The organism is Maricaulis sp. ABE4_448 (assembly GCF_056160825.1).
Genome location: NZ_JBSWXX010000001.1, coordinates 607,014 through 629,944 on the forward strand (window position 1 = coordinate 607,014; position 22,931 = coordinate 629,944).

Here is a 22,931-nt window from a genome sequence, read left to right on the forward strand (position 1 = left end):
ACAAGTATGACGCAGCGCAAGACGGCGATCCTCGCGATCGACCAGGGCACGACGAGCTCCCGCGCGGTGGTGTTCACCGACACGTATGAGGTGATTGCTGTTGCCCAGCGTGAGTTCCAGCAGATCTATCCCGAGCCCGGCTGGGTCGAGCACGACCCCGACGTGATCTGGGCGACGGTGCGGGCGACGGCCCGCGAGGCGCTCGCGGCGGCGGACAAGGCGGGCTATGCAGTCGCTGCGATCGGCATCACCAATCAGCGCGAGACCACCCTCGTCTGGGACCGCAAGACCGGCGAGCCGGTGCACAATGCCATCGTCTGGCAGGACCGGCGCACGGCGCAGACCTGTGCCGCGCTGCGCGAGGCCGGTCATGCGGATCGGGTGCGCGAGAAGACCGGCCTGGTGCTGGATCCCTATTTTTCCGCCACCAAGATCGCCTGGATTCTCGACCATGCCGATGGCGCCCGCGCGCGCGCCGAGGCGGGCGAGCTGGTCTTCGGCACGGTGGACACCTGGCTGATCTGGCGTCTCACCGGCGGCGTTGTGCATGCCACCGACGCCACCAATGCCAGCCGTACCGCGCTCTACAATATCCGCACAAATGCCTGGGATGAGGACCTGCTCTCCCTGTTCGGCGTCCCGGCCGCGATGCTGCCGGAGGTGCGCGACAGTGCGGGCGATTTCGGCGTGACGGAGGCGGGCGTGCTGGGCCGGGCCCTGCCGGTCACGGGTGTCGCCGGCGACCAGCAATCCGCCGCCATCGGCCAGGCCTGTCTCATGCCCGGCGAGATGAAATCGACCTATGGCACGGGTGCCTTCCTCCTGATCAATACCGGCCATGAACCCGTGCTGTCGCAGAACCAGCTTCTCACCACGATTGCCTGGCGGATCGGCGGCGAGACCGTCTATGCGCTGGAAGGCTCGATCCTGTCGGCCGGGGCGACGGTGCAATGGCTGCGCGACGGGCTGGGCCTGATCGCCAAGGCCTCGGAGATCGAGGCGCTGGCGGCGTCCGCTGATCCGGACAGCGGCGTCTATCTCGTGCCCGCCTTCACCGGGCTGGGCGCCCCCTATTGGGACCCGGATGCCCGCGGCGCCATTGTCGGGCTGACCCGCGGGTCCGGCCGGGCCGAGATCGCGCGGGCGGCGCTCGACTCCACCGTCCACCAGACCTGCGACCTGCTCGACGCCATCGCCGCCGACGGCGTGGCGGCAACGCGCTTGCGGGTCGATGGCGGGATGACGGCCAATAACGCGCTGATGCAGCGCCTCGCCGATCTCACCGGGATCGAGGTCGTGCGTCCGGTCCAGTCCGAGGCGACCGCCTGGGGCGCGGCCTTCCTGGCCGGTCTGGGGGCGGGGATTTTTGCCAGCCTGGAAGACGGCCGCCGGCTCTGGGCGCAGGACCGGGCCTTTGCGCCCGAGTTGGCCCGCGAAAACCGCCAGGCCGACCGCGCCGGTTGGCATGATGCGGTCGCGCGGGTGCGGACGCGGTGAGATTTCCCGCCAAGGTTCGGTGCCTCCCCCCTCTCCCCAACCCTCTCCCAGGGGAGAGGGAGTTCGGTCTGAGCTTGGCGTCAAGAACCCCTTCTCCTTGGGGAGAAGGGGCCCGGAGGGCGGATGAGGGGGAAAGCTCGGTGCTGGCCCGTGAAGCGCTAACCCAGCGCCTTGTCCAGATCGGCGATCATGTCGGCGGCACCTTCAAGACCCACGGAAAGCCGGATCAGCGTGTCGGGGACGCCGGCCTCCTTGCGGGCTTCCGGTGACATGGAGGCGTGGGTCATCAGGGCGGGGATGCAGACGAGGCTTTCCACGCCGCCCAGGGACTGGGCGAGGGTGAAGAGGTCGAGCCGGGAGACGGCATCGCGGGCGCTGGCGGCATTGTCCGACAGCTGGATCGAGATCAATTGCCCGAACCCGTCCTGCTGGCGGGCGGCGATGTCATGGCCGGGATGGGTGTTGAGGCCGGGATAGTCGACATGGGCGATGCGATCGTCCTGCGCCAGCCAGGTGGCGACCTCCTGTGCGCTCTCGCACTGGGCTTTTGCCCGCAGGGGCAGGGTGCGCAGGCCGCGCAGGGCGAGATAGCTGTCGAAGGCCCCGGCGCCGGTGCCGACGCAATTGGCCCACCAGGCCAGGCGCTCGACGCGTTCCGGATCGGCGCAGCACACCACGCCGCCCACCATGTCGGAATGGCCGTTGATCAGCTTGGTGATCGACTGGACGGAATAGTCCGCCCCCCCGTCGAGCGGCCGCTGCAGGGCGGGCGACATCACGGTATTGTCGATGGCCAGCTCGGTGCCGGCATTGCGGGCGAGTTTGGCCAGGGCGCGGATATCGGTGATGCGCAGGCGCGGATTGGACGGCGTCTCGGCGAGGATCAGGGCTGCGTCCTCGTTGAGGGCGGCGGAGACGGCGTCGAGGTCGGACGTGTCGACATAGACCGGCACCAGGCGTCCGCCCGAGGATCGCGCATCGAGCAGGCGGCGCGTGCCGCCATAGGCGTCGTGCGAGCAGATCACCCGTGCCCCGAAGGGCAGATCGTGCAGCAAAAGGTCGATGGCCGACATGCCAGACCCGGTGACCACGGCCCCGGCGGCGTTTTCCAGCTCGGCGATGGCATCGGCCAGCAGGGAGCGGCCCGGATTGGCGGTGCGGGCATAATCATAGGCCGGCTGCACCGCCGGGTCCTCGCGGCGATAGGCGGTCGACAGCGAGATCGGCGGAATGACGGCGTTCCAGCTGCGGTCGGTGTTGAGACCGGCGCGGATGGCCCGTGTGCGGGGATCCTGGCTCATATCAGCTCCGCAGGAAGTCGGTGATGGCGTCAGCAATGGCCGTCTCTTCCTTCAGGAAGGCGTCATGGCCATAGCGCGAATGCAGGGTTTTCAGCCGCCCGTCCGGCGTGCGGCCGGCGGCTTCGGCGATCTGCGAAGCGGGCACCAGCCGGTCTTCCAGCACGGCCAGATAGGTGACCGGGCAGGCGATGCCGGCCGGGTCCACATCATGCGCGTCCATGGACCAGGACAGGGCGAGAAAGCGCTGCGGCGACACGGTCTGCGCATAGTCGCGGCCGCGGGCTTCCAGATAGCCGGCAATGCCGCCCGCGTCACGGCTGTCCGGATCGGGGGCGTAGAACCGCTCTTCCAGCTCGTCCGGCGTGCGATAAGTGGTCATGGCGAGACGGCGGGCAAGATCGAGCCCGGCGGCGCCGTCGCCCAGGCGCAGGGCCAGTTCCACGGTCTCGCGCTGGATCGAGCGCCAGGCCTGCGCCATGGCGCAGGGGCGATGGGCGCCGGAAATCACCAGCAGCTTGCCGACCCGTGCCGGAGCCAGCGCGGCCAGGGCGAGGCCGATCATGCCGCCATAGGAGGAGCCGATAATGTCGAACCGGTCGATCCCGGCTGCATCGGCGAGGGCGAGGATGGCGCGCGCCTGGTCCTGCGTAGTGGGGAAGGGGGAAAGCTCTTCGCCGATGAAGTCGAAGGAGAGAATGCGGCGGCGGTCGGTGTCGATGGCGCGGGCCGGTCCCGCCTGGGCGGCCCACCAGCCGGGTTCGCTCTCATGATCGGTGACGGCGCGGCCCGAGGAGATACCGCCGAGCACAACGACCGCCGGGGCTTCGTCCGGACCGGTGATGCGGCCGGTGACGCGCACCGGCGAACCATTGCCGGCCAGGGCGATGGTGGTGATGTCACGACATCGGGTGGAGGGGATGCATTCCAGGGTCACGGCCATCATACCTCTCCGGCTTCGACGAGATCGCGAATATCGGCCAGCACGGCGCCGGCCGTGGGGGAACGGCCGGCGCCCTTGCCGTGAAGCACGACCTTCAGGCCGCTTTCACAGACGATCTCGACAGTATTTTCTTCGTTTTCCGGACGGGCGAGCGGGTGGTCTTCCGGCAGGGCGGTCAGGCTGACCCGCGCATCGATCGTGCCGTCTTCCAGACGGGTCAGCTCGGCCAGCTGGCGATAACGCAGCCCGTTTTCGCGGGCGCCGCACACCTGGCCGGGATCGAGCGAGAGCAGGCTGTCGGCCGGAATGCTGGCGGCGTCCGGGGCGAAGGCAAAGGCCTTGCGGGCGATCAGCGCCAGCTTGGCCGCCGCGTCCAGCCCGTCGATATCGGCAGACGGGTCGGCCTCGGCGAAGCCGGCGGCCTGGGCGGCGGCGATGGCTTCGTCAAAACCCGTGCCCTGTTCCAGCAGGCCCAGGACGAAATTGGAGGTGCCGTTGAGAACGCCGCGCACGCTTGCGATACGCTCGCCGGCCGAGGTGAGGCGGATCACGGTTTCCAGTACCGGCACGCCACCGCCGACCGCGGCGGAATAGACAAAGCGTGTGCCCTTGCGGCGGGCGCGCACTTCCAGATCCGGGCGGCGGGCGATCACGGCCTTGTTGGCAGAGACGACATGGATGCCGCGCTCGACGGCGAGTTCCAGCGCTTTTTCGGCGGCCGGACAGTCTGGCAGGCCGTCGATCACCAGGTCTGGCCCGGTGTCGAACGCGTCGCGGATATCGGTCAGCCAGGCGGTGCGGCCATCCTTGCCGGCGCGCGCGCGGCGCGTCACCACGGCAGACACCTCGACGGCTTCGGACATCTCTGCCAGCCCGTCCAGAACACCGGAATTCACCGTGCCGCAACCCAGCAGCACCGCCCGCAGGCGGGTGCGGAGGGGGCGGACATTGTGCGAGGGAAGCTCGAAATCGAGGGCCGCAAGTTGCGTCATGTCGTTTTCCATATGCGCGGAAAAGAACGAACGCCGATTTGCGGAACGAAGGGGGTGGCGACAAGTCGCTTCGATGCCTTCGGTCGCTCCGCTTTAGCCGTACTTATTCCGCGCCCGCAAGCTGAACATCAAATCGGCGCGGCTTCACGTATAAAGATATGTTTATATGTGTCAAGGGGTGTGTGGGGCTGCGGAACAGGGCTCGCCCCGCTTGCGGGGGAGCTGTCGGCGCAGCCGGCTGAGGGGGCGCTGCGTGAGCAGCGCAGAGCGCGAAGCGCGCACTTACCCCCATCGCCTCACTTCGCTCGGCACTTCCCCCGCTTCGCAGGGGAAGCCTGGCGTATCAGATCGCCAAGGCTACGGAGGGCCCACTTCCCCACAGCGTGGGGAAGAAAGGCGGGTAGCGGGCGCGGCTACTTCCCGAGCTTTGCCAAAAGTGCCTGCGCGGCGGCGGGATTGCGCACCTTTGCCCCGGCGATGAAATAGGCGAAGACGTCGCCGTTCCTGGCCCAGGCGCGGGTCTGGCTGGCGATGCCGTCGAGTTCTTCCGCGGAGAGGCCCGTGGGTTCGTCCTCGCGGCTCGACATCAGGCGGGCATATCTGAAGTCCGCCGTGTCCTGGTCGATGCGCGGCCAGCCGGGCGCCTCGTCATCATGGGCATAGACGATGGCGGCGCCGTATTTGCGGGCGAGATCGTAGAACTCCTCGGTGTCGAAGGTGGGGCTGCGCACTTCCAGCGCGTGGCGCAGGCGGATGCCGTCCTTCTCCTGCGGCAGGCGTTTCAGGAAGCCCTCGAAATCTTCCGGATCGAATTTCTTGGTGGCCATGAACTGCCAGTTGATCGGGCCCAGCTTGTCGCCCAGCGCGGTCAGCCCCTGGTCGAGAAAGCGCGCAATGCTCTCGCCGCCCTCGGAGAGACGTTTGCGGTTGGTGCAGAAGCGGCTGGCCTTGACCGCGAAGACGAAATCCTCCGGCGTTTCGTCGCGCCATTTCATCCAGGTGTCCGGCTTGAAGCCGGAATAATAGGTGCCGTTGATTTCCAGCGAGGTCACATGCCGCGAGGCGTATTCCAGTTCGCGTTTCTGGACCCATTTTTCCGGATAGAAGACACCGCGCCAGGGCGCATAGGTCCAGCCGCCGATTCCGGCCCTGATGATTCCCGTCATGGCGTGCTCGCTCCCCGTCGCTGCCAGTCCTAACCTGTATGGTCCGACCTATATAGGGGCGCGAGCGCGCGTCTGCTAAGTCGCCACGAAGGCCTTTTCGACCACAAAGTCGGCCGGCGCCGCATTGGAGCCTTCGATGAAGCCGCGGTCGAGGCAGATCTGCTTGGTGTCTTTCAACAGGCCTTCGGAACCGCAGATCATCACGCGGTCGACTGCCGGGTCGAGCGGCGGGACGTTGAGGTGGCCGAAGAGTTCGCCGCTCTCGATGAGATCGGTGACGCGGCCCTTCACCGGGCTGTCCTCGCGCGTGGTCGATGCGAAATGCACCAGTTTCTCCTGCGCCATCTCGCCGATCAGCTCGTCGGACTTCACCGCCTCTACCAGCTCATTGCCATAGGCGAGCTCGGCGCCTTCGCGGCAGGTATGGGTGAGGATGACCTGGTCGAATTTCTCATAGGTCTCCGGATCACGGATCAGGCTGGCAAAGGGCGCGATGCCGGTGCCGGTGGAAACCATGTAGAGCCGCTTGCCCGGCTTGAGCGCGTCGAGCACCAGCGTGCCTGTCGGCTTCTTGCCCAGCAGGACCTGGTCGCCCGGCTGAATGTGCTGGAGACGCGAGGTGAGCGGGCCGTCGGCGACCTTGATCGAATAGAAGTCCAGCGCCTCGTCCCAGAAGGGGCTGGCGATGGAATAGGCGCGCAAAAGCGGTTTGCCGTCTTCCTTGGGCAGGCCGATCATGACGAATTCGCCGGAGCGGAAGCGGAAGGCGTCCGGCCGCGTGATGCGGAAGTAGAACAGCCGGTCGGTATAGTGTTTGACCTCGAGCACGGTCTCGATCGTGTAGGGACCCGGCTTGGCCGAGATGGCGTTTTTCACACGGGCGGTCGAGGTCATCGTCATGTCGTTCATTATCGTCTCTTCTACCTTGGCGGCCTGGTGTCAGGCCGTGGCACGCGGCGCTTCGCTAGCGGCCCAGGGCGGGACGGGCAAGCCCCGGCTGGCCAGGAATTCCGGATTGAACAGCTTGCCGGCATAGCGGGATCCGGCATCGCACAGCATCGTTACGATCGTCTTGCCGGGGCCCAGCTCGCGGGCGAGGCGGATGGCACCGGCGATATTGATCCCGGCCGAACCGCCCAGCGACAGGCCCTCGGTCTTCACCAGCTCGAACAGGATGGGCAGCATTTCCGCATCCTCGATGCGAAAGATGTGATCGACATCCAGGCCTTCAAGATTGCCGGTGATGCGGTTGACGCCGATCCCCTCGGTGATCGAGGAGCCTTCGCCCTTCAGCTCGCCCTTTGTGTAGTAATTATAGAGCGCTGCGCCGGCCGGGTCGGCAGCGCCGATGGCGATGTCCGGCCTGTTCGCGCGCAGGCTGGCGGCGACGCCGGCGAGCGTGCCGCCGGAACCGACCGCGCAGATGAAACCGTCGATCTTGCCGCCGGTCTGCTGCCAGATTTCCGGACCCGTGGTCTTCTCGTGGGCGCGCCTGTTGGCGAGATTGTCGAACTGGTTGGCCCAGATCGCGCCATGGGGCTGGCTCTCGTTGAGCTCTTCGGCGAGGCGGCGCGAATAATGGACGAAGTGATTGGGGCTGGAGAAGGGGGCGGCATCCACCTCGATCAGCCGCGCGCCGTGCGAGCGGATGACCTGTTTCTTCTCTTCCGACTGGGTGCGCGGCATGACGATGATGACGTCATAGCCCAGCGCGCCGCCGACCAGGGCGAGCCCGATCCCGGTATTGCCGGCCGTGCCTTCCACGATCGTGCCGCCGGGCTTCAAAGAGCCGTCGGCCTCGGCCTCGCGCACGATATTCAGCGCGGCGCGGTCCTTCACGGATCCGCCCGGATTGAGGAATTCGGCCTTGCCGAGGATCTCGCAGCCGGTGGCCTCCGATGGGCCATCCAGCCGGATCAGCGGCGTATTGCCGATCAGGTCGAGCACATGTGACACGCGGGTGTGTCCTTCCTGGTTTGTCTGTCCAGCCTATTCCGCCGCGATCCGCTCGGCGGGGACATGGATGCCGCATTCGGTCTTGTCGCGTCCGCGCCAGCGGCCGGAGCGTACATCGCCGTCATCCTCGACCGGGGCGGTGCACGGCCAGCAGCCGATGGATGCATACCCCATATCGCTCAAGGGGTGTCGCGGCAAATCGAAGCGCTTGAAATAGGCGTTCACACGTTCCGCATCCCAGGCCGCTAGCGGATTGACCCGGATGCGGCCGTCGATGCGCTCGACGACAGGCAGGGCCAGGCGCTCGCCGCCATGGAAGCGTTTGCGGCCGGTGATCAGCGCGTCGTAATCGCCGATGGCGCGCGCCAGCGGACGCACCTTGCGCAGGGCGCAGCAGGCATCGGGATTGCGTTGCCACAGACGGTCATCGCCATCCTCGGCAGCCGCCTCGGCACTGTCGGGTGCCAGCACGCGGATATTGGTCAGGCCGAGCTGTTCGGTCAGCGCGCGCTGATACTGTTCGGTCTGGGCGAAGAGGCGGCCGGTATCGAGGAAGACGACCGGCGTGTCCGGGGCGATCCGGGCGATCATGTGCAGGCCGACCGCAGCCTCGGCGCCGAAGGAGGAGAGCATGGCGATCCTGCCGGTCCACTCGTTCTTGATGGCGTCCTCGAGAATGTCCATCGCATCGAGACCGCGATAGCGGGCATTCAGCGCGGCGAGGTCGTCCTTCGGAGCGGCCTGGCGGTGGCGGAAGACCGGCGTGCGCTTGTCCTGGGCGGGCTGGTAGGCGTGGGTGAAACGTGCGCGGGCGCGGGCCCAGTCATCGTCCAGATTGTCATTGTCCGGGGCGACATCGTCAAAGCCGACGCGCTTGAGATGCATGGCCTGGTCGGGAATGAGATCGCCCACGGCGCGCAGCTTGCCGGCATAGCCGGCGCGTTCGCGCAGAAGCGCTGCGAGCGAGAAGCCGCGCCCGTCCTTGAAGCTGGCAAAGCGGATATCGACCTGCAACGCGCCGCGCGCCTGCTCGGCGGCCTCGCGCCAGTCGGCCTCGCCGGGGATTTCCACCACGGCGCCGCCACCGGCTTCCATCTGGGCCTCGACGCGCTTGCGGGATTGCGGATTGCGCTCAAGCTGCAACATAGATCGACTCCTTGAACGCATCGGCACCGACGCGCCGCAGCGTGTCGATAAAGCGTTCGTTTTCGTCCCTGATTTCCAGATAGGTTTTCAGCACCCGCACGATCGCGCCGGGCACGTCCTCGCCTGCCAGACCCTTGCCGACAATGCCACCGATCGACGCATCATTGCCGAAGGCGCCGCCCAGGGTGATCTGGTAGAATTCCTCGCCCCGCTTGTCGACGCCAAGCACGCCGATATGGGCGACATGGTGGTGTCCGCAGGCATTGATGCAGCCATCGATCTTGATCGTCACATCGCCGACGGGTTCGGCCAGGCCTTCCGCCTCCACCAGATTGGAGATCGCCTGGGCGATCGGGATGGAGCGGGCATTGGCCAGGCTGCAATAATCCAGCCCCGGGCAGGAGACGATATCCGTCGCCAGACCGGCATTGGCGGTGGCGAGGCCGGCGGACACGAGCGCGTCCCAGACGGTTTCCAGATCCTCATTGCGCACATGCGGCAGAACCAGATTTTGGTCCGGCGTGGCGCGGGCCTCGTCGAAACCGTAGCGCTCGGCCAGGTCGGCGACGATGTCCAGCTGGTCGTCGGTGATGTCGCCCGGCGTGCCGCCGACCGGTTTCAGCGAAATGACGACCGAAGACAGGCCCTCGACCTGGTGGGCGCGGCGATTGCGGCGCAGCCAGCCGGCAAAACCGGGCTTGCCGGAAACCGGAACCGGCTGCGCCTTCGACACGGAGGGACGGTCGAAGAAAGCGCGGATACGGGCGATCTCGGCGGCGGGCAATTCCAGCTCGCCCTCGCGGATCTGCGACCATTCTTCTTCGGTCTGACGGCCGAATTCCTCGGCGCCCAGCGCCTCGACCAGGATCTTGATCCGGGCCTTGTAGAGATTGTCGCGGCGGCCGTGCTGATTGTACACGCGCAGGATGGCGGTGAGGTAGGACAGGAGGTCGCGCGGCGCCAGGAAGTCGCGGATCTTCTGCGCCAGGCGCGGTGTACGGCCCTGGCCGCCACCGACCCAGACCTCGAACCCGGTCTCGCCGGCCTCGTTCTTCACGATCTGCAGGCCGATATCGTGCACCCGGATGCCGGCACGGTCGTCGCGGGCGCCATTGACGGCGATCTTGAACTTGCGCGGCAGGAAGGTGAATTCCGGGTGGAAGGTCGACCATTGCCGGATGATCTCGGCCCAGGGACGGCTGTCCTCGATCTCGTCGGCCGCGGCCCCGGCGAAGGGATCGGCGGTGACATTGCGGATGCAGTTTCCCGAGGTCTGGATGGCGTGCATCTCGACCTTGGCGAGATGGTCCAGAATGTCCGGCACATCCACCAGGGCCGGCCAGTTGAACTGGATATTGGTGCGCGTGGTGAAATGGCCATAGCCGCGGTCATAGCGCCGGGCGATATGGGCCAGGGTGCGCAATTGCGGACCGTTCAGCGTGCCATAGGGGATGGCCACCCGCAGCATGTAGGCGTGCAGCTGCAGATAGACGCCATTCATCAGGCGCAGCGGCTTGAACTGGTCTTCCGTCAGCCGGCCGTCGAGGCGGCGTGCGACCTGGTCGCGGAACTCATCGATCCGTTCGCGCACCAGGGCATGGTCGTAGGCGTCATACTTGTACATGGGATCAGGCGGGCTCGTGGGTGGAACCGGTCGTCGGGCCGGTCAGGCGGATCGCCTCGCGGCGCCATTTCTGGCCGCCGGGGCGCTCGTCCTCGATGTCGATGAGATAGGGGCCGACCGCGATGCCGAATTCGGCCTCGGCCTCGGCCAAGCGGGCCTCGGCGGCGTCGCCGTCCAGATGTTCGGCCTCGTCCAGGCGGCTGGACCATTGCCCCTCGGCCGTGCGGTAGATCACGCGGCCGTCGGTCAGGCGGTTTGCGGTGATCGCTTTCATGCGTAGTTCTCCAGGGAGGCTTGGGCGGCGGCCTGGGCCGCGGCCGTGCCGGCGCTTTCGCCGACAATGATGACGGTGGGGCCGGCAATGCCTTCGCGCACGACCAGCGCGGCGAGGCCGCCCAGCGTGCCGAAGACGCGGCGTTCGGTATCGTGCGTGCCGTTCTCGATCAGGGCGACGGGCGTGGACGGGGCGCGGCCGGCGGCGATCATCTTGCGCTCGATCTCCGGCGCCGCGCCGACGCCCATATAGAAGACGGCAGTGGAATTGGGGGCCGAAAGGGCGCGGTAGTCGGCATCCGGCCCGTCCTTTTTCACCACGCCGGACGCGAAGGTGACGGACTGGGCATGATCGCGATGGGTCAGCGGCACGCCGGCCGAAGCGGCGCACGCCATGGCAGCCGTGATGCCGGGCGTGACCTCAGCCGCAATACCGGCGGCGCGCACCACGTCGAGCTCCTCGCCGCCGCGGCCGAAAATGAAGGGATCGCCGCCCTTGAGGCGCACCACGCGCTGACCCTTGCGGGCTTCGCGCACCAGGATTTCGCCGATCTCCTCCTGGGAGACCGGGTGATGGCCCTTGGTCTTGCCGACATCAATGCGCGCGGCGTCGCGGCGCGCCAGCGCCATCACGCCTTCGGAGACCAGGCGGTCGTGCACGATGACATCGGCTTCGCGCAGCAGGCGGGCGGCCTTGAGGGTCAGCAGGTCGGGATCGCCGGGACCGGCGCCGACCAGGTGGACGATGCCGCTGCGTTCGGCGCGTTCACCGTTCAGTTCGCGCAGCATTTCGCGGCGGGCGCCGGCCCTGTCGCCCGAGAGCGCCAGGTCGCGGGCCTTGCCGCGCAGGGCGCGTTCCCAGAAAGCGCGGCGGTCGTCGAATTTCGTCAGCACCGACTTTACCGTGTCGCGCAGCTCGCGGGCGAGGTCCGCCAGCGTGCCGATGCGCGCGGGCAGGACCTGCTCCACCGCAGCGCGGATATCCACTGACAGGACCGGCGCCGCGCCGCCCGAGGCGATGGCGACGACAATGCCGTCCCGGTCGACAATGGCGGGAGTCTGGAAGTCGGAGGCCGACGGGCTGTCGACGATATTGACCGGAATGCCCAGACGGCGGCCGGTGCGGGCCAGTGCATCGACGGGAATGCCGTCGCTGCCGGCGATGAAAAGCAAAGTCGCGCCACGAAGGTCCCGCCGCGTCGGCATGCGGCGTTCGATCCGCGCATATTGGGCGATATCCGCGGGAACAGGATCGTCCGTGTTTCCGGTGAACCACAGTAACCGGGCCGGTGAGGCAGCGAACAGGCGGACCTTCGGTTCGGCCATCGGTCCACGTCCGACGACAATCACCGTGCGCCCATCTAGGGGAATGGAAGCTGGAAAGACCCGCATGTTCACTCATCCGATCCTGCGCCTTCGTGGCGCGACGAGTGCAATATTTCTATTCGATGCCCCGGTTTCAAACGACGTTTCTTGGCATTTCAGATTAGAAAAACTAAACTGAAGCCATGGCCCGATCCTCCCGCCTTCCCCCGCTCAATGCGCTGCGTGCCTTCGAGGCTGCGGCGCGCCTGGAAAGTTTCGCCCGTGCTGCCGATGAGCTGGCCGTGACGCCGGGGGCGATTTCCCAGCAGATCCGCTCGCTGGAAGAGCATGTCGGCGCCCCGCTTTTTGTGCGCGAGGGGCGGGGCCTCTCCCTCACCGAGGCCGGCCGTGCGGCGGCGAATGTCGCTTCCGATGCCTTCGAGACGCTGGAGCGCGCCGTATCGCTGATGCGCCAGCCCGTGCAGCGCCGCGCGCTGACCGTGTCGGTCGCGCCCTCCTTCGCCGGCAAATGGCTGGCGCCGCGCCTGCACCGGTTCCAGGAGACCCAGCCGGGCGTGGAAGTGTGGATCGCGGCAACCTCGGAACGGGTCGACCTGTCGGCCGGGGCCGCCGATCTGGGCATACGCTACGGGCCGGGCGGCGACATGACGCTGAACGAGGAAACCCTCCTGCCCGAGGAAGTGCTGCCGGTGTGCTCGCCCGACCTCTTGCGCGACGGGCCGCGCCTGGCAACGCCGCGCGATCTGGACGGTCACACCCTGCTGCACGACGCCTCGCCGGAAAGCGAGGTCGATGGCGCCGACTGGCCGTCCTGGCTGAAGGCCCGCAATATCCGCGGGGTCGATACGGCCGGCGGTGTGCGCTTCAACCAGTCCGCCCTGGTGATCGATGCCGCTGTGGCCGGCCGCGGCGTAGCCTTGGCCAAACGCGCCCTGGCCCAGAACGACCTGGCCTCCGGCCGCCTGGTCGCCCTCTTCGCCGACGGCACCTCCCCCGTGCGCTCCGCCTACCACATCGTCACGGCGAGGAACCGCCCCTTGAGCCCGGACGCCGAGGCTTTCATTGCGTGGCTGCGGGGCGAGGCCCGGGTGCACGAGCACTCGGTGGATGAGTTGTAGGGCTTTGATGCCGGGCGACGGAATTGCCCGTGCAGCTTTAGCTGACAGTTTTTCGAAGTCTACGTACTTCCTGGATCAGGCGGGGAATGTCGGTTCGCGCCCCGGCGATGAAATCCTGATCGAGTACGGTTGCTCCAGTCAACTCGATGTCGTCAGAACGGCTGGAGCCGTCTCCAACTTGGATGAAACTGGAGCCGCTCAGATGATCCCGTCCTTCCACGAAAGAAATCCAGGGACCCGGGCGTGCAGCTCTGCATCGTTGTTCGATAGCATCGATTTCTTCATCGGTCATGGTCACCTTCGTTCGCTTGTCGGATGGCCTGGTTTGTTCCGCGCGAGAAGCATTGAGGATGATTCGCGGCCCTCATCACTGGAAATGCCTGACAGGAGTGATGGTAAATCTGCGCGATAGGTTTCGTCGATGGGGAGCGGGTCGTTCTCTTCCCGCTTGTCCCGGACGGAAGCCCTCGGAGGCGGGCTGCAGATCCGGGATCCAGTGAGCGCGAGGCGAGCTCGATGTCCGTTCTTTCGGTCCCGGCTCTTCGTCCCGCCTTCGCGGGACATGCAGCCGGGAAAAATGTGCGTGATAAATGGGGTTGATGGTTGTCCTCCTCCGCCTTCGACCCGATGCGCTTCCCCATCATGTGGGAACGAAGAGAACCTACCCACCCCGGCACGCGTCCACGAAATAGCGGAACAAGGCGCGGGCATCCGATGAATGGAGGAGGAGTTCGGGGTGGTATTGTACGCCCAGGCGCAGGGCGGGCGTGTCGGCTTCGATGGCCTGGATGCCGTCGCTGGCGCGTTCGCGGGCGGTGACATGAAAGCCGGGCGCCGGATTGCGCACGGCCTGGCGGTGCAGGCTGTTGACCTCGAGCGCGGTTGCGCCGGTCGCCCGGGCGAGGTGGGAGCCGTCCTCGATACGGATCGGCTTGCGGAACATCAGATAGCCCAGCGGGCCGTTGGGCAGGGTGGCGACCAGGTCGGGGTCGAGCCTTTGATGCAGGTCGCCGCCGGCGTGCACATTCATCATCTGCAGGCCGCGGCAAATGCCCATGACGGGCAGGGGGGCTTCATCAGCCCGGTCCAGCCAGGCCCATTCCAGGCGGTCGCGCTGGGGGTCGTGATCGGTCAGCAGCTCCGGATCGCCGTCATAATGCTCCGGGTGGATGTCCAGCCCGCCGCCCAGCAGCAGGCCGTCGGGTTCCGGTCCGGCATGATCCTGAGGCAGGGCGGTCAGACGGGTGGCGCGCCCGCCGCCCAGGCGGACCGCCAGGCGCAGCAGAAAGGCGATGCCGTGATCGCCCCGCGTGCCGACCGTGTATCCGATCAGGGGTTTTCCGCTTCTGGCGGTGTCAGTCATGCTTCACTTCGGCGGGCAGGCTGCCATAGCGCAAGAGGTGGGACAGGATGAAGAGGCTGCCCAGGGCGGTGCTGCCGGCTTCGGACGGGCCGACATCGGCATCGGCGTCGCCGCCGCGCCGGGAACGTTCGATGGCCGTCTCGACATCGTCCTTCAGGGTCTCGAAATCCGTCATGTCCAGCCAAAGCTGGCCGATCCGTTCGGGCAGGGTGGCATCGGCTTCCTTCAGCTCGCGCCAATTGTCCTCGATCTGGGCGAAGTAGTCTGCTTCCTCCAGGCTTTTGCCGGTCAGGCCGGCCAGCCAGAGCAGGGGAAGTTTGGAGCGATAGCCGATTTCCGGCTCGCCGGCCTCGGGCAGTTTTTCGCCCAGTGCCTGTTTTGCCAGCAGGAGCGGATAGTCCACGCCGGAGTTGACCGAATGCGTGATGCCGGCCCAGAGCCTGGCATTGATCTCGATCAGTTGTGGCGTGTCGCCGGGCTTGCCGGTCCAGCGGAAGTCGGCCTGCAGCGTTCCGGTCCAGCCGGCGCCGCGGGCGAGGGTCTCCATGGCCTCCCGGAACGGGGCGGCATTGATGGTTTCGCGCAGGGCCCCGGCGCCGCTCTGCGGCGGGAATTGCTCCAGATTGCGGTAGGCGGACAGGGCGAACACGGTCTCGCCATCGGCCATAGCCGTGACGCAATAGTCCTCGCCGGGCGCGGGGGTCTGGACCAGGGTCGTGCCGTCCCGGTCGTCCAGCTCCTGTTCCAGCGTCCCGGCATCATCGACCAGGGATATGCCGCGACCGCCACAGCCTTCGGCCGGTTTGAGGATGGCCGGCAGGGCGTGCTCGATCTGCGGAGCTTGCGTGGCGTCGGGATCGGTCAGCACCTGCGTCTTTGGTGCGGGTACGCCCCATTTTTCCGCAGAGCGGGCCAGGCGATCCTTTGGATGAACCTGTGCGATCGCCTCGGCGGACGGGGCAGCGATCGTCACGCCGTCCGCAAAGGCCTCGCGGTGCGCCGCCAGAAGGGGCGTGTCCTCGAAGACCGGCATGACCAGTACCGGCCCGCCCGTATCTTCCCGGCATTCCCGGCTCAGTTCGACCAGCGCCGCGACATAGTCTTCCGGGGTCTCGTTCGGGTCCGGAATGCAGCGTGTTTCGTCGCACAGACCGGAGAAGCCCAGCACCGTCCAGTCCACGCTGTCCACGCCGATCAGCCGGCCGGCAATCGGCCGCACCGACTGTGCCACGGTCAGCGCCATCAGGCTGCGGGCATAGGTAATGATGATGACAGGTTTGCTCATGTCGTCTCCCTACGTCGCCAACACAACGCCCGGGTGGTGCAAGCGTTCCCGCCATGCAACTCACTCTCATAAACAAACAAACCCGTTCAAATTCGCTGTGATGCAAGGGGAATTCGCTTGACCGGCGCGGCCGTGACCATGTGAGAATGCAGAAAACAGGTGGCCGCCAAGGACCACATGCGCCAACAGGTTACGGGCGGCATCGCCCGGGGTGAGGAGCATGCAACCGACCGATACGCGCGATCCCGACTATTTTCACAAGGTCGTGGATTGCCAGTGGGCCTGTCCGGCACATACGCCGGTGCCCGAATACATCCGTCTGATCGCCCAGGGTGACTTCACCGGGGCCTATCTCGTCAACCGGCGCTCGAACGTCTTTCCCGGCATTCTGGGCCGGGTGTGCGACCGGCCCTGCGAGCCGGCCTGCCGGCGCGGCCGGGTGGAGGAGGAGCCGGTGGCGATCTGCCGGCTCAAGCGCGTCGCCGCGGATCATCGCGATGAGGTGAGCCATCTCCTGCCGCAAAAGCCGGATAAGACAAACGGCAAGAAGATCGCCCTCATCGGAGCCGGTCCGGCCTCGCTGACCGTGGCGAACGATCTTGCCCCGCTGGGCTATGAATGCACGATCTTCGAGGCGCATCACCGGCCCGGCGGGCTGATGATCGCCAATATCCCCGCCTTCCGCCTGCCGGAAGAAGTGCTGGACGAGGAGATCGGCTACATCCTGAACATGGGTGTCGAGCTGAAGCTGAACAGCCGGGTGGAAAGCCTGCGCGCCCTGATGGAGGGCGGCTATGACGCGGTCTTCGTCGGCTCCGGCGCGCCCAAGGGCAAGGATTTGCAGATCGAGGGCCGCGAAGAGGCCGATGCCAATATCCATATCGGTATCGACTGGCTGGAAAGCGTCGCCTTCGAGCACATCGAGAAGATCGGCAAGCGCGTCCTGATCATCGGTGTCGGCAATACCGCGATGGATTGCTGCCGCACCTCGCTGCGCCTGGGCGCGGACGATGTGAAGGTTATGGCCCGCAAGCCGCGGCAATTCTTCAAGGCTTCCCCCTGGGAGCTGGAGGATGCCGAGGACGAGAATGTCGAGATCGTCGTCAATCATTCCCCCAAGCGCTTTGTCGTCGAGAACGGCAAGCTGACGGGCATGGAATTCGAGCTGATGGAGTATGAGCTCGACGATGACGGCAATATCACCGAGACGCGCAAGGCCGGCACCAAGGTGATCCCCTGCGACGATGTGATCCTCGCCATCGGCCAGGAAAACGCCTTCCCCTGGATCGAGCGCGATCTGGGCATCGAGTTCGACAAGTGGGGCGTGCCGGTGGTCGACGAGACGACGCACCAGTCGACCCTGCCGGGTGTCTTCTTCGGCGGCGACAGCGCCTTCGGTCCGAAGAATATCATCTGGGCGGTCGAGCATGGCCACCAGGCGGCCATTTCCATCCACAAGCACTGCCAGGACGAGGCGATCACCGAGCGCATGCCGCGCGGGGTGAATCTCCAGTCCGCCAAGATGGGCGTGAATGAGTGGATGTATTCCAACGCCTATACCGGCGCCCATCGCCGCGACATGCCGCTGGTCGAGCTGAAACAGCGCCTGTCCAACCGCAAGACCGAAGTCGAGCTGGGGTTCGACGCCGAGCGGATCGCGACCGAGGTGCAACGCTGTCTGAACTGCGATGTGCAGACCGTGTTCGAGGCGCCCTTGTGCAAGGAATGCGATGCCTGCCTGGACATCTGTCCGGTGGATTGCCTGTCCATCCTGCCCAATGGCGAGGAGGGCGATCTGCGCCAGGGGATGCGGGTGCCGGCGGGTAACAAGGAGCAGGCGCTCTATGTCTCCGAGCCGCTGAAGGATACCGGCCGGGTGATGGTGAAGGACGAGAATCTCTGCCTGCACTGCGGCCTGTGCGCCGAACGCTGCCCCACCGCCGCGTGGGACATGCAGGATGCGGACATTTTCATTCCGCATGTCGACAATGAAGCCGGAAAGGTGGCGGCGGAATGAAGGACGTCGTGGAAACACCGGGCGAAGTGCGTGTGAACGACTTCGTGATCAAGATCGGCAATGTGAACGGCACCGGTTCGGCTTCGGCCAATGGCCTGCTGATGAAGGCGATCTTCCGCATGGGCGTGCCCGTGGTCGGCAAGAACCTCTTCCCGTCCAACATCCAGGGTCTGCCGACCTGGTATGAGATCCGCATCACCAAGGACAGCTATTTCGCGCGCTCGGGCACGGCGGATTTCGTCGTCGCGATGAATGCGGAAACCTACGCCCAGGACCTCGCCGAGGTCTCGCCGGGCGGCTTCCTGCTCTACGATTCCACCTGGCCGCGCCCGGACCTGCACGGCCGCACGGACATCACAGCCATCGGTGTGCCGCTGGCGCGCATGTGCAACGCGCAGTTCGACAATGCGCGCACCCGGGTGCTGATGAAGAACATGGCCTATGTCGGTGCCGTGGCGGGGCTGACCGGGATTGATGTCGAGGTGATCCGCGGCCTGGTGACCGAGATGTTCGGCACCAAGGCACATCTCATCGATGCCAACATGAAAGCCATCGAACTGGGGCTGAATTATGTGCGCGAGCACTATCCCGACCCGCTGCCGTTGCGCGTGGAAGCGATGGACGGGACCGCCGGGCATATCCTGATCGACGGTAATACGGCGGCCGCGCTGGGCTGTGTCTATGCCGGGGCGACTTTCGGCGCCTGGTATCCGATCACGCCCTCGACCTCGCTGATGGACGGGTTCAAGTCGTTCTGCGAGAAATTCCGCGTCGACAAGGATACCGGCGAGAAGAAGTTCTGCATCATCCAGGCCGAGGACGAGCTGGCCTCGATCGGCATGGCGATCGGCGCCGGCTGGAATGGTGCGCGGGCTTTCACCCCCACTTCGGGGCCGGGCATCTCGTTGATGAGCGAGTTCATCGGCTTTGCCTATTACGGCGAGGTGCCGGTGGTGCTGTTCGACGTGCAGCGGGCGGGGCCGTCGACCGGCCTGCCGACGCGCACCCAGCAGTGCGATCTCACCCTGGCGGCCTATGCCAGTCATGGCGACACCAAGCACATCCTCGTCTTCCCCGCCAATCCGAAGGAATGCTTCGAGATGGCGGTGCAGTCCTTCGATCTGGCCGAACGCTTCCAGACGCCGGTCTTCTTCATGACCGATCTGGATATCGGCATGAATGACTGGATGATCCCGGAACTCACCTGGGATGACAGCTACCAGCCCGATCGCGGCAAGGTGCTGGGCAAGGACGAGCTCGAGGCGATCGAGAAATTCTACCGCTATGAGGACCGCGACGGCGACGCCATTCCCTACCGCACCCTGCCGGGCGTGCATCCCAAGGGCGCCTATTTCACCCGCGGTTCGGGGCATAACTGGAAGGGCGGCTATACCGAGGACAGCGACGAGTACAAGGTGGTGCTCGACCGGCTGACGCAGAAGTGGAAGAACGCTGCCGCCGCTGTGCCGGCACCGGTCGTCATCACGTGCGGCAAGCCCGCGCGCCGGGCAATTGTCTCGGTCGGCGGCTGTGACGGGGCGGTGCGTGAGGCGCTGGACCGGATGGCGGCCGATGGCGTGCATCTGGATTATCTGCGTGTGCGCGGCTTCCCCTTCAGCCAGGAAGTCGACGACTTCATCGCCGGCTATGACGAGGTGTTTGTCGTCGAGCAGAACCGCGATGCGCAATTGCGTACCCTGCTGATCAACGAGACCTCGGCCGACAAGACGCGCCTCATTCCGGTCCTCGACTATGCCGGCATGTCCGCCAATCCGAAATTCATCGTCGAGGGTGTCACGGCACACCTCGAAACCTTGGAACAGGACCATTGATTCCATGATCAATCCTCCTGTTCCAACGCGTTGTTTGCCGCATTTTCGAACCGCGAAACCGGTTCCCACTTTCGCTGAAAATGCTTCAGGAGACGCCGCATGACCTCCATGCCGAAACCCTTCATCGACAAGCACCTGCCCAAGAACAAGTTGGGCCTGTCGGTCCGCAATTATGAAGGCGTGATGTCGACCCTGTGTGCCGGTTGCGGCCACGACTCGGTCACGGCAGCCCTGGTGCAGGCCTTCTGGGAGCTGGACCTGGCGCCGGAAAGCGCGGCGAAAGTTTCCGGCATCGGCTGTTCGTCCAAGACGACGGCCTATTTCATGGGCCAGTCGCATGGGATCAATTGCGTGCACGGCCGCATGCCGTCGGTAGCGACCGGTGCCAATGCCGTGAACGGCAAGCTGCACTATATCGGCATTTCCGGCGACGGAGATTCACTCTCCATCGGCTTCGGCCAGTTCGCCCACGCCATCCGCCGCAATCTCAACATGCTCTACGTGCTGGAAAACAATGGCGTGTACGGGCTGACCAAGGGCCAGTTCTCCGCCTCGGCGGATTATGGTTCGAAGTCGAAGAAGGGCGTGCCCAACGAGCAGACGCCGATCGATCCGTGCGTGCAGGCGCTGACCCTGGGGGCCGGCTTCGTGGCGCGCGCCTTCTCCGGCGACAAGTCGCAACTGGTGCCGCTGATCAAGGCGGGACTGATGCACAAGGGTTTTGCCCTGATCGATGTGATCTCGCCCTGCGTGACCTTCAACGATCATGCCGGCTCGACCAAGAGCTATGCCCATACCTACAAATACTATCATCCGCTGGTGCACACGGATTTCGTCGCTCATGCCGAAGAGATCACCGGCGAGTATGCCGATGACGGCGCGATGCGGGTGACCCTGCATGATGGCGGCGAGCTTCGGCTGCGCAAGACGGACAGCGATTATGACCCGCGCGACCGCGCCCAGGCGATCGAGACGCTGATGCTCGGCGGCAGCGACGGCGAGATCCGCACCGGCCTGCTCTATCTCAACGAGGACATGGCCGATATGCATGCCGCCAACCGGCTGCCGGACGCACCCCTCAACGCGCTGCCCTACGACCAGCTGAACCCGGGCGCGGGTGCACTGGCGGCCCTGCAGAAGCGCTATCGCTGAGTAGCGTCAGCCGGTGGGGGAGAGGTGGTCGGCCGGCGTGATGCGCAGCCGGTCCGGTCCGTCATGCGTGGCCAGGCTGGCATGGAGAAAACAACCACCGGCCCCGTCACGCAGCGGCACATAGTGCAGCGTTACTGTCTCGCCCTTCGGTGCCGTCCACGGTGCCGTCGCGGCGAGGACCCGGCCCTCGCAAAGTCCGGCCTCATGGATCGCGGCGGCGTGGGTGCAGAGATCCGCGAGCCGGTCGTCATCCGCCAGATCGAGGCAGCGGGTCCCGAGATAGGTCTCGCACATCGACGCGCTCGCCGCCTCGACGGGAAAACGGCCCTCGGCAGGAAGGGCGCGCACAACGAAACAGGCAAACGGGCTGAGCCGCACCAGCGCCAACAGGTCGTCGAACGGGCTGCGCGTGCGCGGATCCTCGCTCAGGCGTTCCAGCGCCGCCACGACATCGTCGGGCGGCGTGACGCTGCCGGCCTCAAGTCTTGATATATAGGTCTGGCTCACTCCGATGAGTTGAGCCAGGGCGACCTGTTTCAGGTGCAGCCTCTGCCGCACGGTACGAACGCGTGATGCCCAGTCCATTCCCGCAGTCACTTCCAGCCCCCAAGGTGAATCCGGTCTTAGGGAAGCGCGCCGCGGGACGGCACTCATATTTGATGAACTTTGCTCGCGAGTGAAACTCAGAAACCGAGCGCGCGTCCGACATAGCCCGGCAGATCCGACATCAGGAGGCCGAATTCGCCGCGCGCAATGGCCGGCAGCAGGATGGCCAGAACGACGCTGATGACCAGGCCGATGAAGGCGCGCAGGACATCGGAGATGACGTCCCAGAGCGCATCCATGTGCGAACGCAGGCCGGCGATATAGGAGATCGCGATCTCGCGGCCGGCCAGCATACCCAGGAAGACCCAGGTCGTGCTCATCGGGATGTCGTTCAGTTCCTTGAAGAAATACAGGATAAGTCCGTAGATCAGGTCGACCAGCGTTGCGGCGCGCACATCAGTCGTATTGGTCTTGCTCAGGACGATTTTCTGGATCTCGCCACCGCGCGTGGCAAAGATGAAGGCATGCAGGACGAGCATCACCACCGTCGCGAAAACCAGCAGCATCGGCGAGAAGGTGACCTGGGTTTGCATGACGGCCACGCCATCCTGCAGCAGCGGTGCACCGTTCTCCATCACCGGCACGAGCTCGGTGGTGCGCGGCAGGAAGACGAAGATATTCGCCAGATCCTGCATCAGCCATTGCGACCACAGGAATGCCGTCGAACACCATTGCAGGACAAACCAGTAGGGCTTGTGCGGCTCGTCGATGGTGCGATGAACCCAGCGCTCGAAGATGCGCGAGATGATGAGATACACGCCGAAGGCGGCGCCGATCGCGACGATATAGCCCAGCGCCGACTTGGTCAGCATTTTCGGCAGGACGCCTTCGGTCTCCGCGCCGCCGGTCAGGGCGAAAATGGTCAGGACCAGGAAGGTGGTGGAGACCGGGATGCCGTAACGGGTGAGGATGAGCAGGAAGAGTGGCGGAATGGCGTGCCACCATTTCACGCCGCCTTCGGGATAGGGCAGCTCGTTGAGCCGGTCGAAGGCGATGTCCTGATTGCCCGCGAAATAGCCCCAGAGCATGACGGCTGTCAGGATCGAGCAGGCATAGAGCCAGAGGATCCACCAGGGCCGCTTGGCGTTGGAGCTGAGAAAGGTACCCAAGGTCTGGATCGCGTCGTTGGCGACGATCGAATAGGAGGCGATCAGAAAGCCGACAATCGAAAAGACCCAGGCTGCAAGCGTAATATCAGCCATGACGGACTACCTTTCTTCCGGGAAGTGCGGGGGCAGGTAGCAATTTCCCTGTCGGCGGATCAATCGGCAAACGTCAGCCGGGTGACAATTTCACAAAACTGTCTTGCTGCGCGTCTGGCGTTGCGTTCGGAAGGT

Annotated in this window: 20 protein-coding genes; 5 read left to right on the forward strand and 15 right to left on the reverse strand. The window is 65.6% G+C overall.

The window, feature by feature from the left end; all coding sequences use genetic code 11:
- Positions 1–6: 6 nt before the first annotated feature.
- Positions 7–1,497: a glycerol kinase GlpK gene (gene glpK, locus ACXAJV_RS02895; protein WP_475081731.1), complete on the forward strand. Its 1,491-nt coding sequence runs from the start codon at positions 7–9 to the stop codon at positions 1,495–1,497.
- 158 nt (positions 1,498–1,655) lie between these two features.
- Here the strand turns inward: glpK and ACXAJV_RS02900 are convergent, their stop codons facing one another.
- The 10 genes from ACXAJV_RS02900 to cysG all read right to left on the reverse strand — a co-directional run bounded on the left by ACXAJV_RS02900 (position 1,656) and on the right by cysG (position 12,221).
- Positions 1,656–2,798, reverse strand: a complete 1,143-nt coding sequence (locus ACXAJV_RS02900; protein ID WP_475081733.1) for a trans-sulfuration enzyme family protein — start codon at positions 2,796–2,798, stop codon at positions 1,656–1,658.
- Position 2,799: 1 nt separating this feature from the next.
- Positions 2,800–3,738 (reverse strand): homoserine O-succinyltransferase MetX, encoded by a 939-nt coding sequence (metX, locus tag ACXAJV_RS02905; protein ID WP_475081736.1) that lies wholly within the window; start codon positions 3,736–3,738, stop codon positions 2,800–2,802.
- Positions 3,738–4,730, reverse strand: coding sequence for a homoserine dehydrogenase (locus ACXAJV_RS02910; RefSeq protein WP_475081738.1), 993 nt, complete (start codon positions 4,728–4,730; stop codon positions 3,738–3,740). The genes metX and ACXAJV_RS02910 overlap by 1 nt, the downstream gene beginning before the upstream one ends.
- 413 nt (positions 4,731–5,143) lie before the next feature.
- Positions 5,144–5,896: a DUF72 domain-containing protein gene (locus ACXAJV_RS02915; protein ID WP_475081741.1), complete on the reverse strand. Its 753-nt coding sequence runs from the start codon at positions 5,894–5,896 to the stop codon at positions 5,144–5,146.
- Positions 5,897–5,971: 75 nt separating this feature from the next.
- A complete protein-coding gene (locus ACXAJV_RS02920; RefSeq protein ID WP_475083275.1) occupies positions 5,972–6,790 on the reverse strand; it encodes a ferredoxin--NADP reductase in 819 nt (272 codons plus the stop codon).
- 45 nt (positions 6,791–6,835) lie between these two features.
- Positions 6,836–7,852 (reverse strand): cysteine synthase A, encoded by a 1,017-nt coding sequence (locus ACXAJV_RS02925; protein ID WP_475081743.1) that lies wholly within the window; start codon positions 7,850–7,852, stop codon positions 6,836–6,838.
- A gap of 33 nt (positions 7,853–7,885) precedes the next feature.
- Positions 7,886–8,998: a phosphoadenylyl-sulfate reductase gene (locus ACXAJV_RS02930; RefSeq protein ID WP_475081746.1), complete on the reverse strand. Its 1,113-nt coding sequence runs from the start codon at positions 8,996–8,998 to the stop codon at positions 7,886–7,888.
- Positions 8,985–10,622: a nitrite/sulfite reductase gene (locus ACXAJV_RS02935; protein WP_475081748.1), complete on the reverse strand. Its 1,638-nt coding sequence runs from the start codon at positions 10,620–10,622 to the stop codon at positions 8,985–8,987. Before ACXAJV_RS02935 ends, ACXAJV_RS02930 begins: the two co-directional genes overlap by 14 nt.
- 4 nt (positions 10,623–10,626) lie before the next feature.
- On the reverse strand, positions 10,627–10,896 hold the full coding sequence (locus tag ACXAJV_RS02940) for a DUF2849 domain-containing protein (RefSeq protein ID WP_475081751.1): 270 nt from the start codon (positions 10,894–10,896) through the stop codon (positions 10,627–10,629).
- Positions 10,893–12,221 carry a siroheme synthase CysG gene (cysG, locus tag ACXAJV_RS02945; RefSeq protein ID WP_475081752.1) on the reverse strand — a complete coding sequence of 443 codons (1,329 nt, stop codon included), beginning with the start codon at positions 12,219–12,221 and terminating at the stop codon, positions 10,893–10,895. Before cysG ends, ACXAJV_RS02940 begins: the two co-directional genes overlap by 4 nt.
- 182 nt (positions 12,222–12,403) lie before the next feature.
- Here cysG and gcvA point away from each other — a divergent pair, with 182 nt between their 5' ends.
- On the forward strand, positions 12,404–13,339 hold the full coding sequence (gcvA, locus tag ACXAJV_RS02950) for a transcriptional regulator GcvA (protein WP_475081754.1): 936 nt from the start codon (positions 12,404–12,406) through the stop codon (positions 13,337–13,339).
- A gap of 37 nt (positions 13,340–13,376) precedes the next feature.
- On the opposite strand, the gene ACXAJV_RS02955 is transcribed toward gcvA, so the two are convergent.
- The 3 genes from ACXAJV_RS02955 to ACXAJV_RS02965 form a co-directional block, all read right to left on the reverse strand.
- Positions 13,377–13,631 carry a hypothetical protein gene (locus tag ACXAJV_RS02955; protein WP_475081755.1) on the reverse strand — a complete coding sequence of 85 codons (255 nt, stop codon included), beginning with the start codon at positions 13,629–13,631 and terminating at the stop codon, positions 13,377–13,379.
- Between the two features lie 369 nt (positions 13,632–14,000).
- Positions 14,001–14,702, reverse strand: coding sequence for a gamma-glutamyl-gamma-aminobutyrate hydrolase family protein (locus ACXAJV_RS02960; RefSeq protein WP_475081757.1), 702 nt, complete (start codon positions 14,700–14,702; stop codon positions 14,001–14,003).
- Positions 14,695–15,987: an ATP-grasp domain-containing protein gene (locus ACXAJV_RS02965; RefSeq protein WP_475081760.1), complete on the reverse strand. Its 1,293-nt coding sequence runs from the start codon at positions 15,985–15,987 to the stop codon at positions 14,695–14,697. Before ACXAJV_RS02965 ends, ACXAJV_RS02960 begins: the two co-directional genes overlap by 8 nt.
- 220 nt (positions 15,988–16,207) lie before the next feature.
- Between ACXAJV_RS02965 and ACXAJV_RS02970 the strand changes: the two genes are divergently transcribed.
- The 3 genes from ACXAJV_RS02970 to ACXAJV_RS02980 all read left to right on the forward strand — a co-directional run bounded on the left by ACXAJV_RS02970 (position 16,208) and on the right by ACXAJV_RS02980 (position 20,988).
- Positions 16,208–18,004, forward strand: coding sequence for an FAD-dependent oxidoreductase (locus ACXAJV_RS02970; RefSeq protein WP_475081762.1), 1,797 nt, complete (start codon positions 16,208–16,210; stop codon positions 18,002–18,004).
- Positions 18,001–19,836 carry a 2-oxoacid:acceptor oxidoreductase subunit alpha gene (locus tag ACXAJV_RS02975; RefSeq protein WP_475081765.1) on the forward strand — a complete coding sequence of 612 codons (1,836 nt, stop codon included), beginning with the start codon at positions 18,001–18,003 and terminating at the stop codon, positions 19,834–19,836. Before ACXAJV_RS02970 ends, ACXAJV_RS02975 begins: the two co-directional genes overlap by 4 nt.
- A gap of 99 nt (positions 19,837–19,935) precedes the next feature.
- Positions 19,936–20,988 (forward strand): 2-oxoacid:ferredoxin oxidoreductase subunit beta, encoded by a 1,053-nt coding sequence (locus ACXAJV_RS02980; RefSeq protein WP_475081767.1) that lies wholly within the window; start codon positions 19,936–19,938, stop codon positions 20,986–20,988.
- Between the two features lie 6 nt (positions 20,989–20,994).
- Here the strand turns inward: ACXAJV_RS02980 and ACXAJV_RS02985 are convergent, their stop codons facing one another.
- Positions 20,995–21,573, reverse strand: a complete 579-nt coding sequence (locus tag ACXAJV_RS02985; RefSeq protein WP_475081769.1) for a helix-turn-helix domain-containing protein — start codon at positions 21,571–21,573, stop codon at positions 20,995–20,997.
- 98 nt (positions 21,574–21,671) lie between these two features.
- The gene (locus tag ACXAJV_RS02990) at positions 21,672–22,796 is read right to left on the reverse strand and encodes a hypothetical protein (protein WP_475081772.1); all 1,125 of its coding nucleotides are present in this window, start codon (positions 22,794–22,796) and stop codon (positions 21,672–21,674) included.
- Between the last annotated feature and the right edge of the window lie 135 nt (positions 22,797–22,931).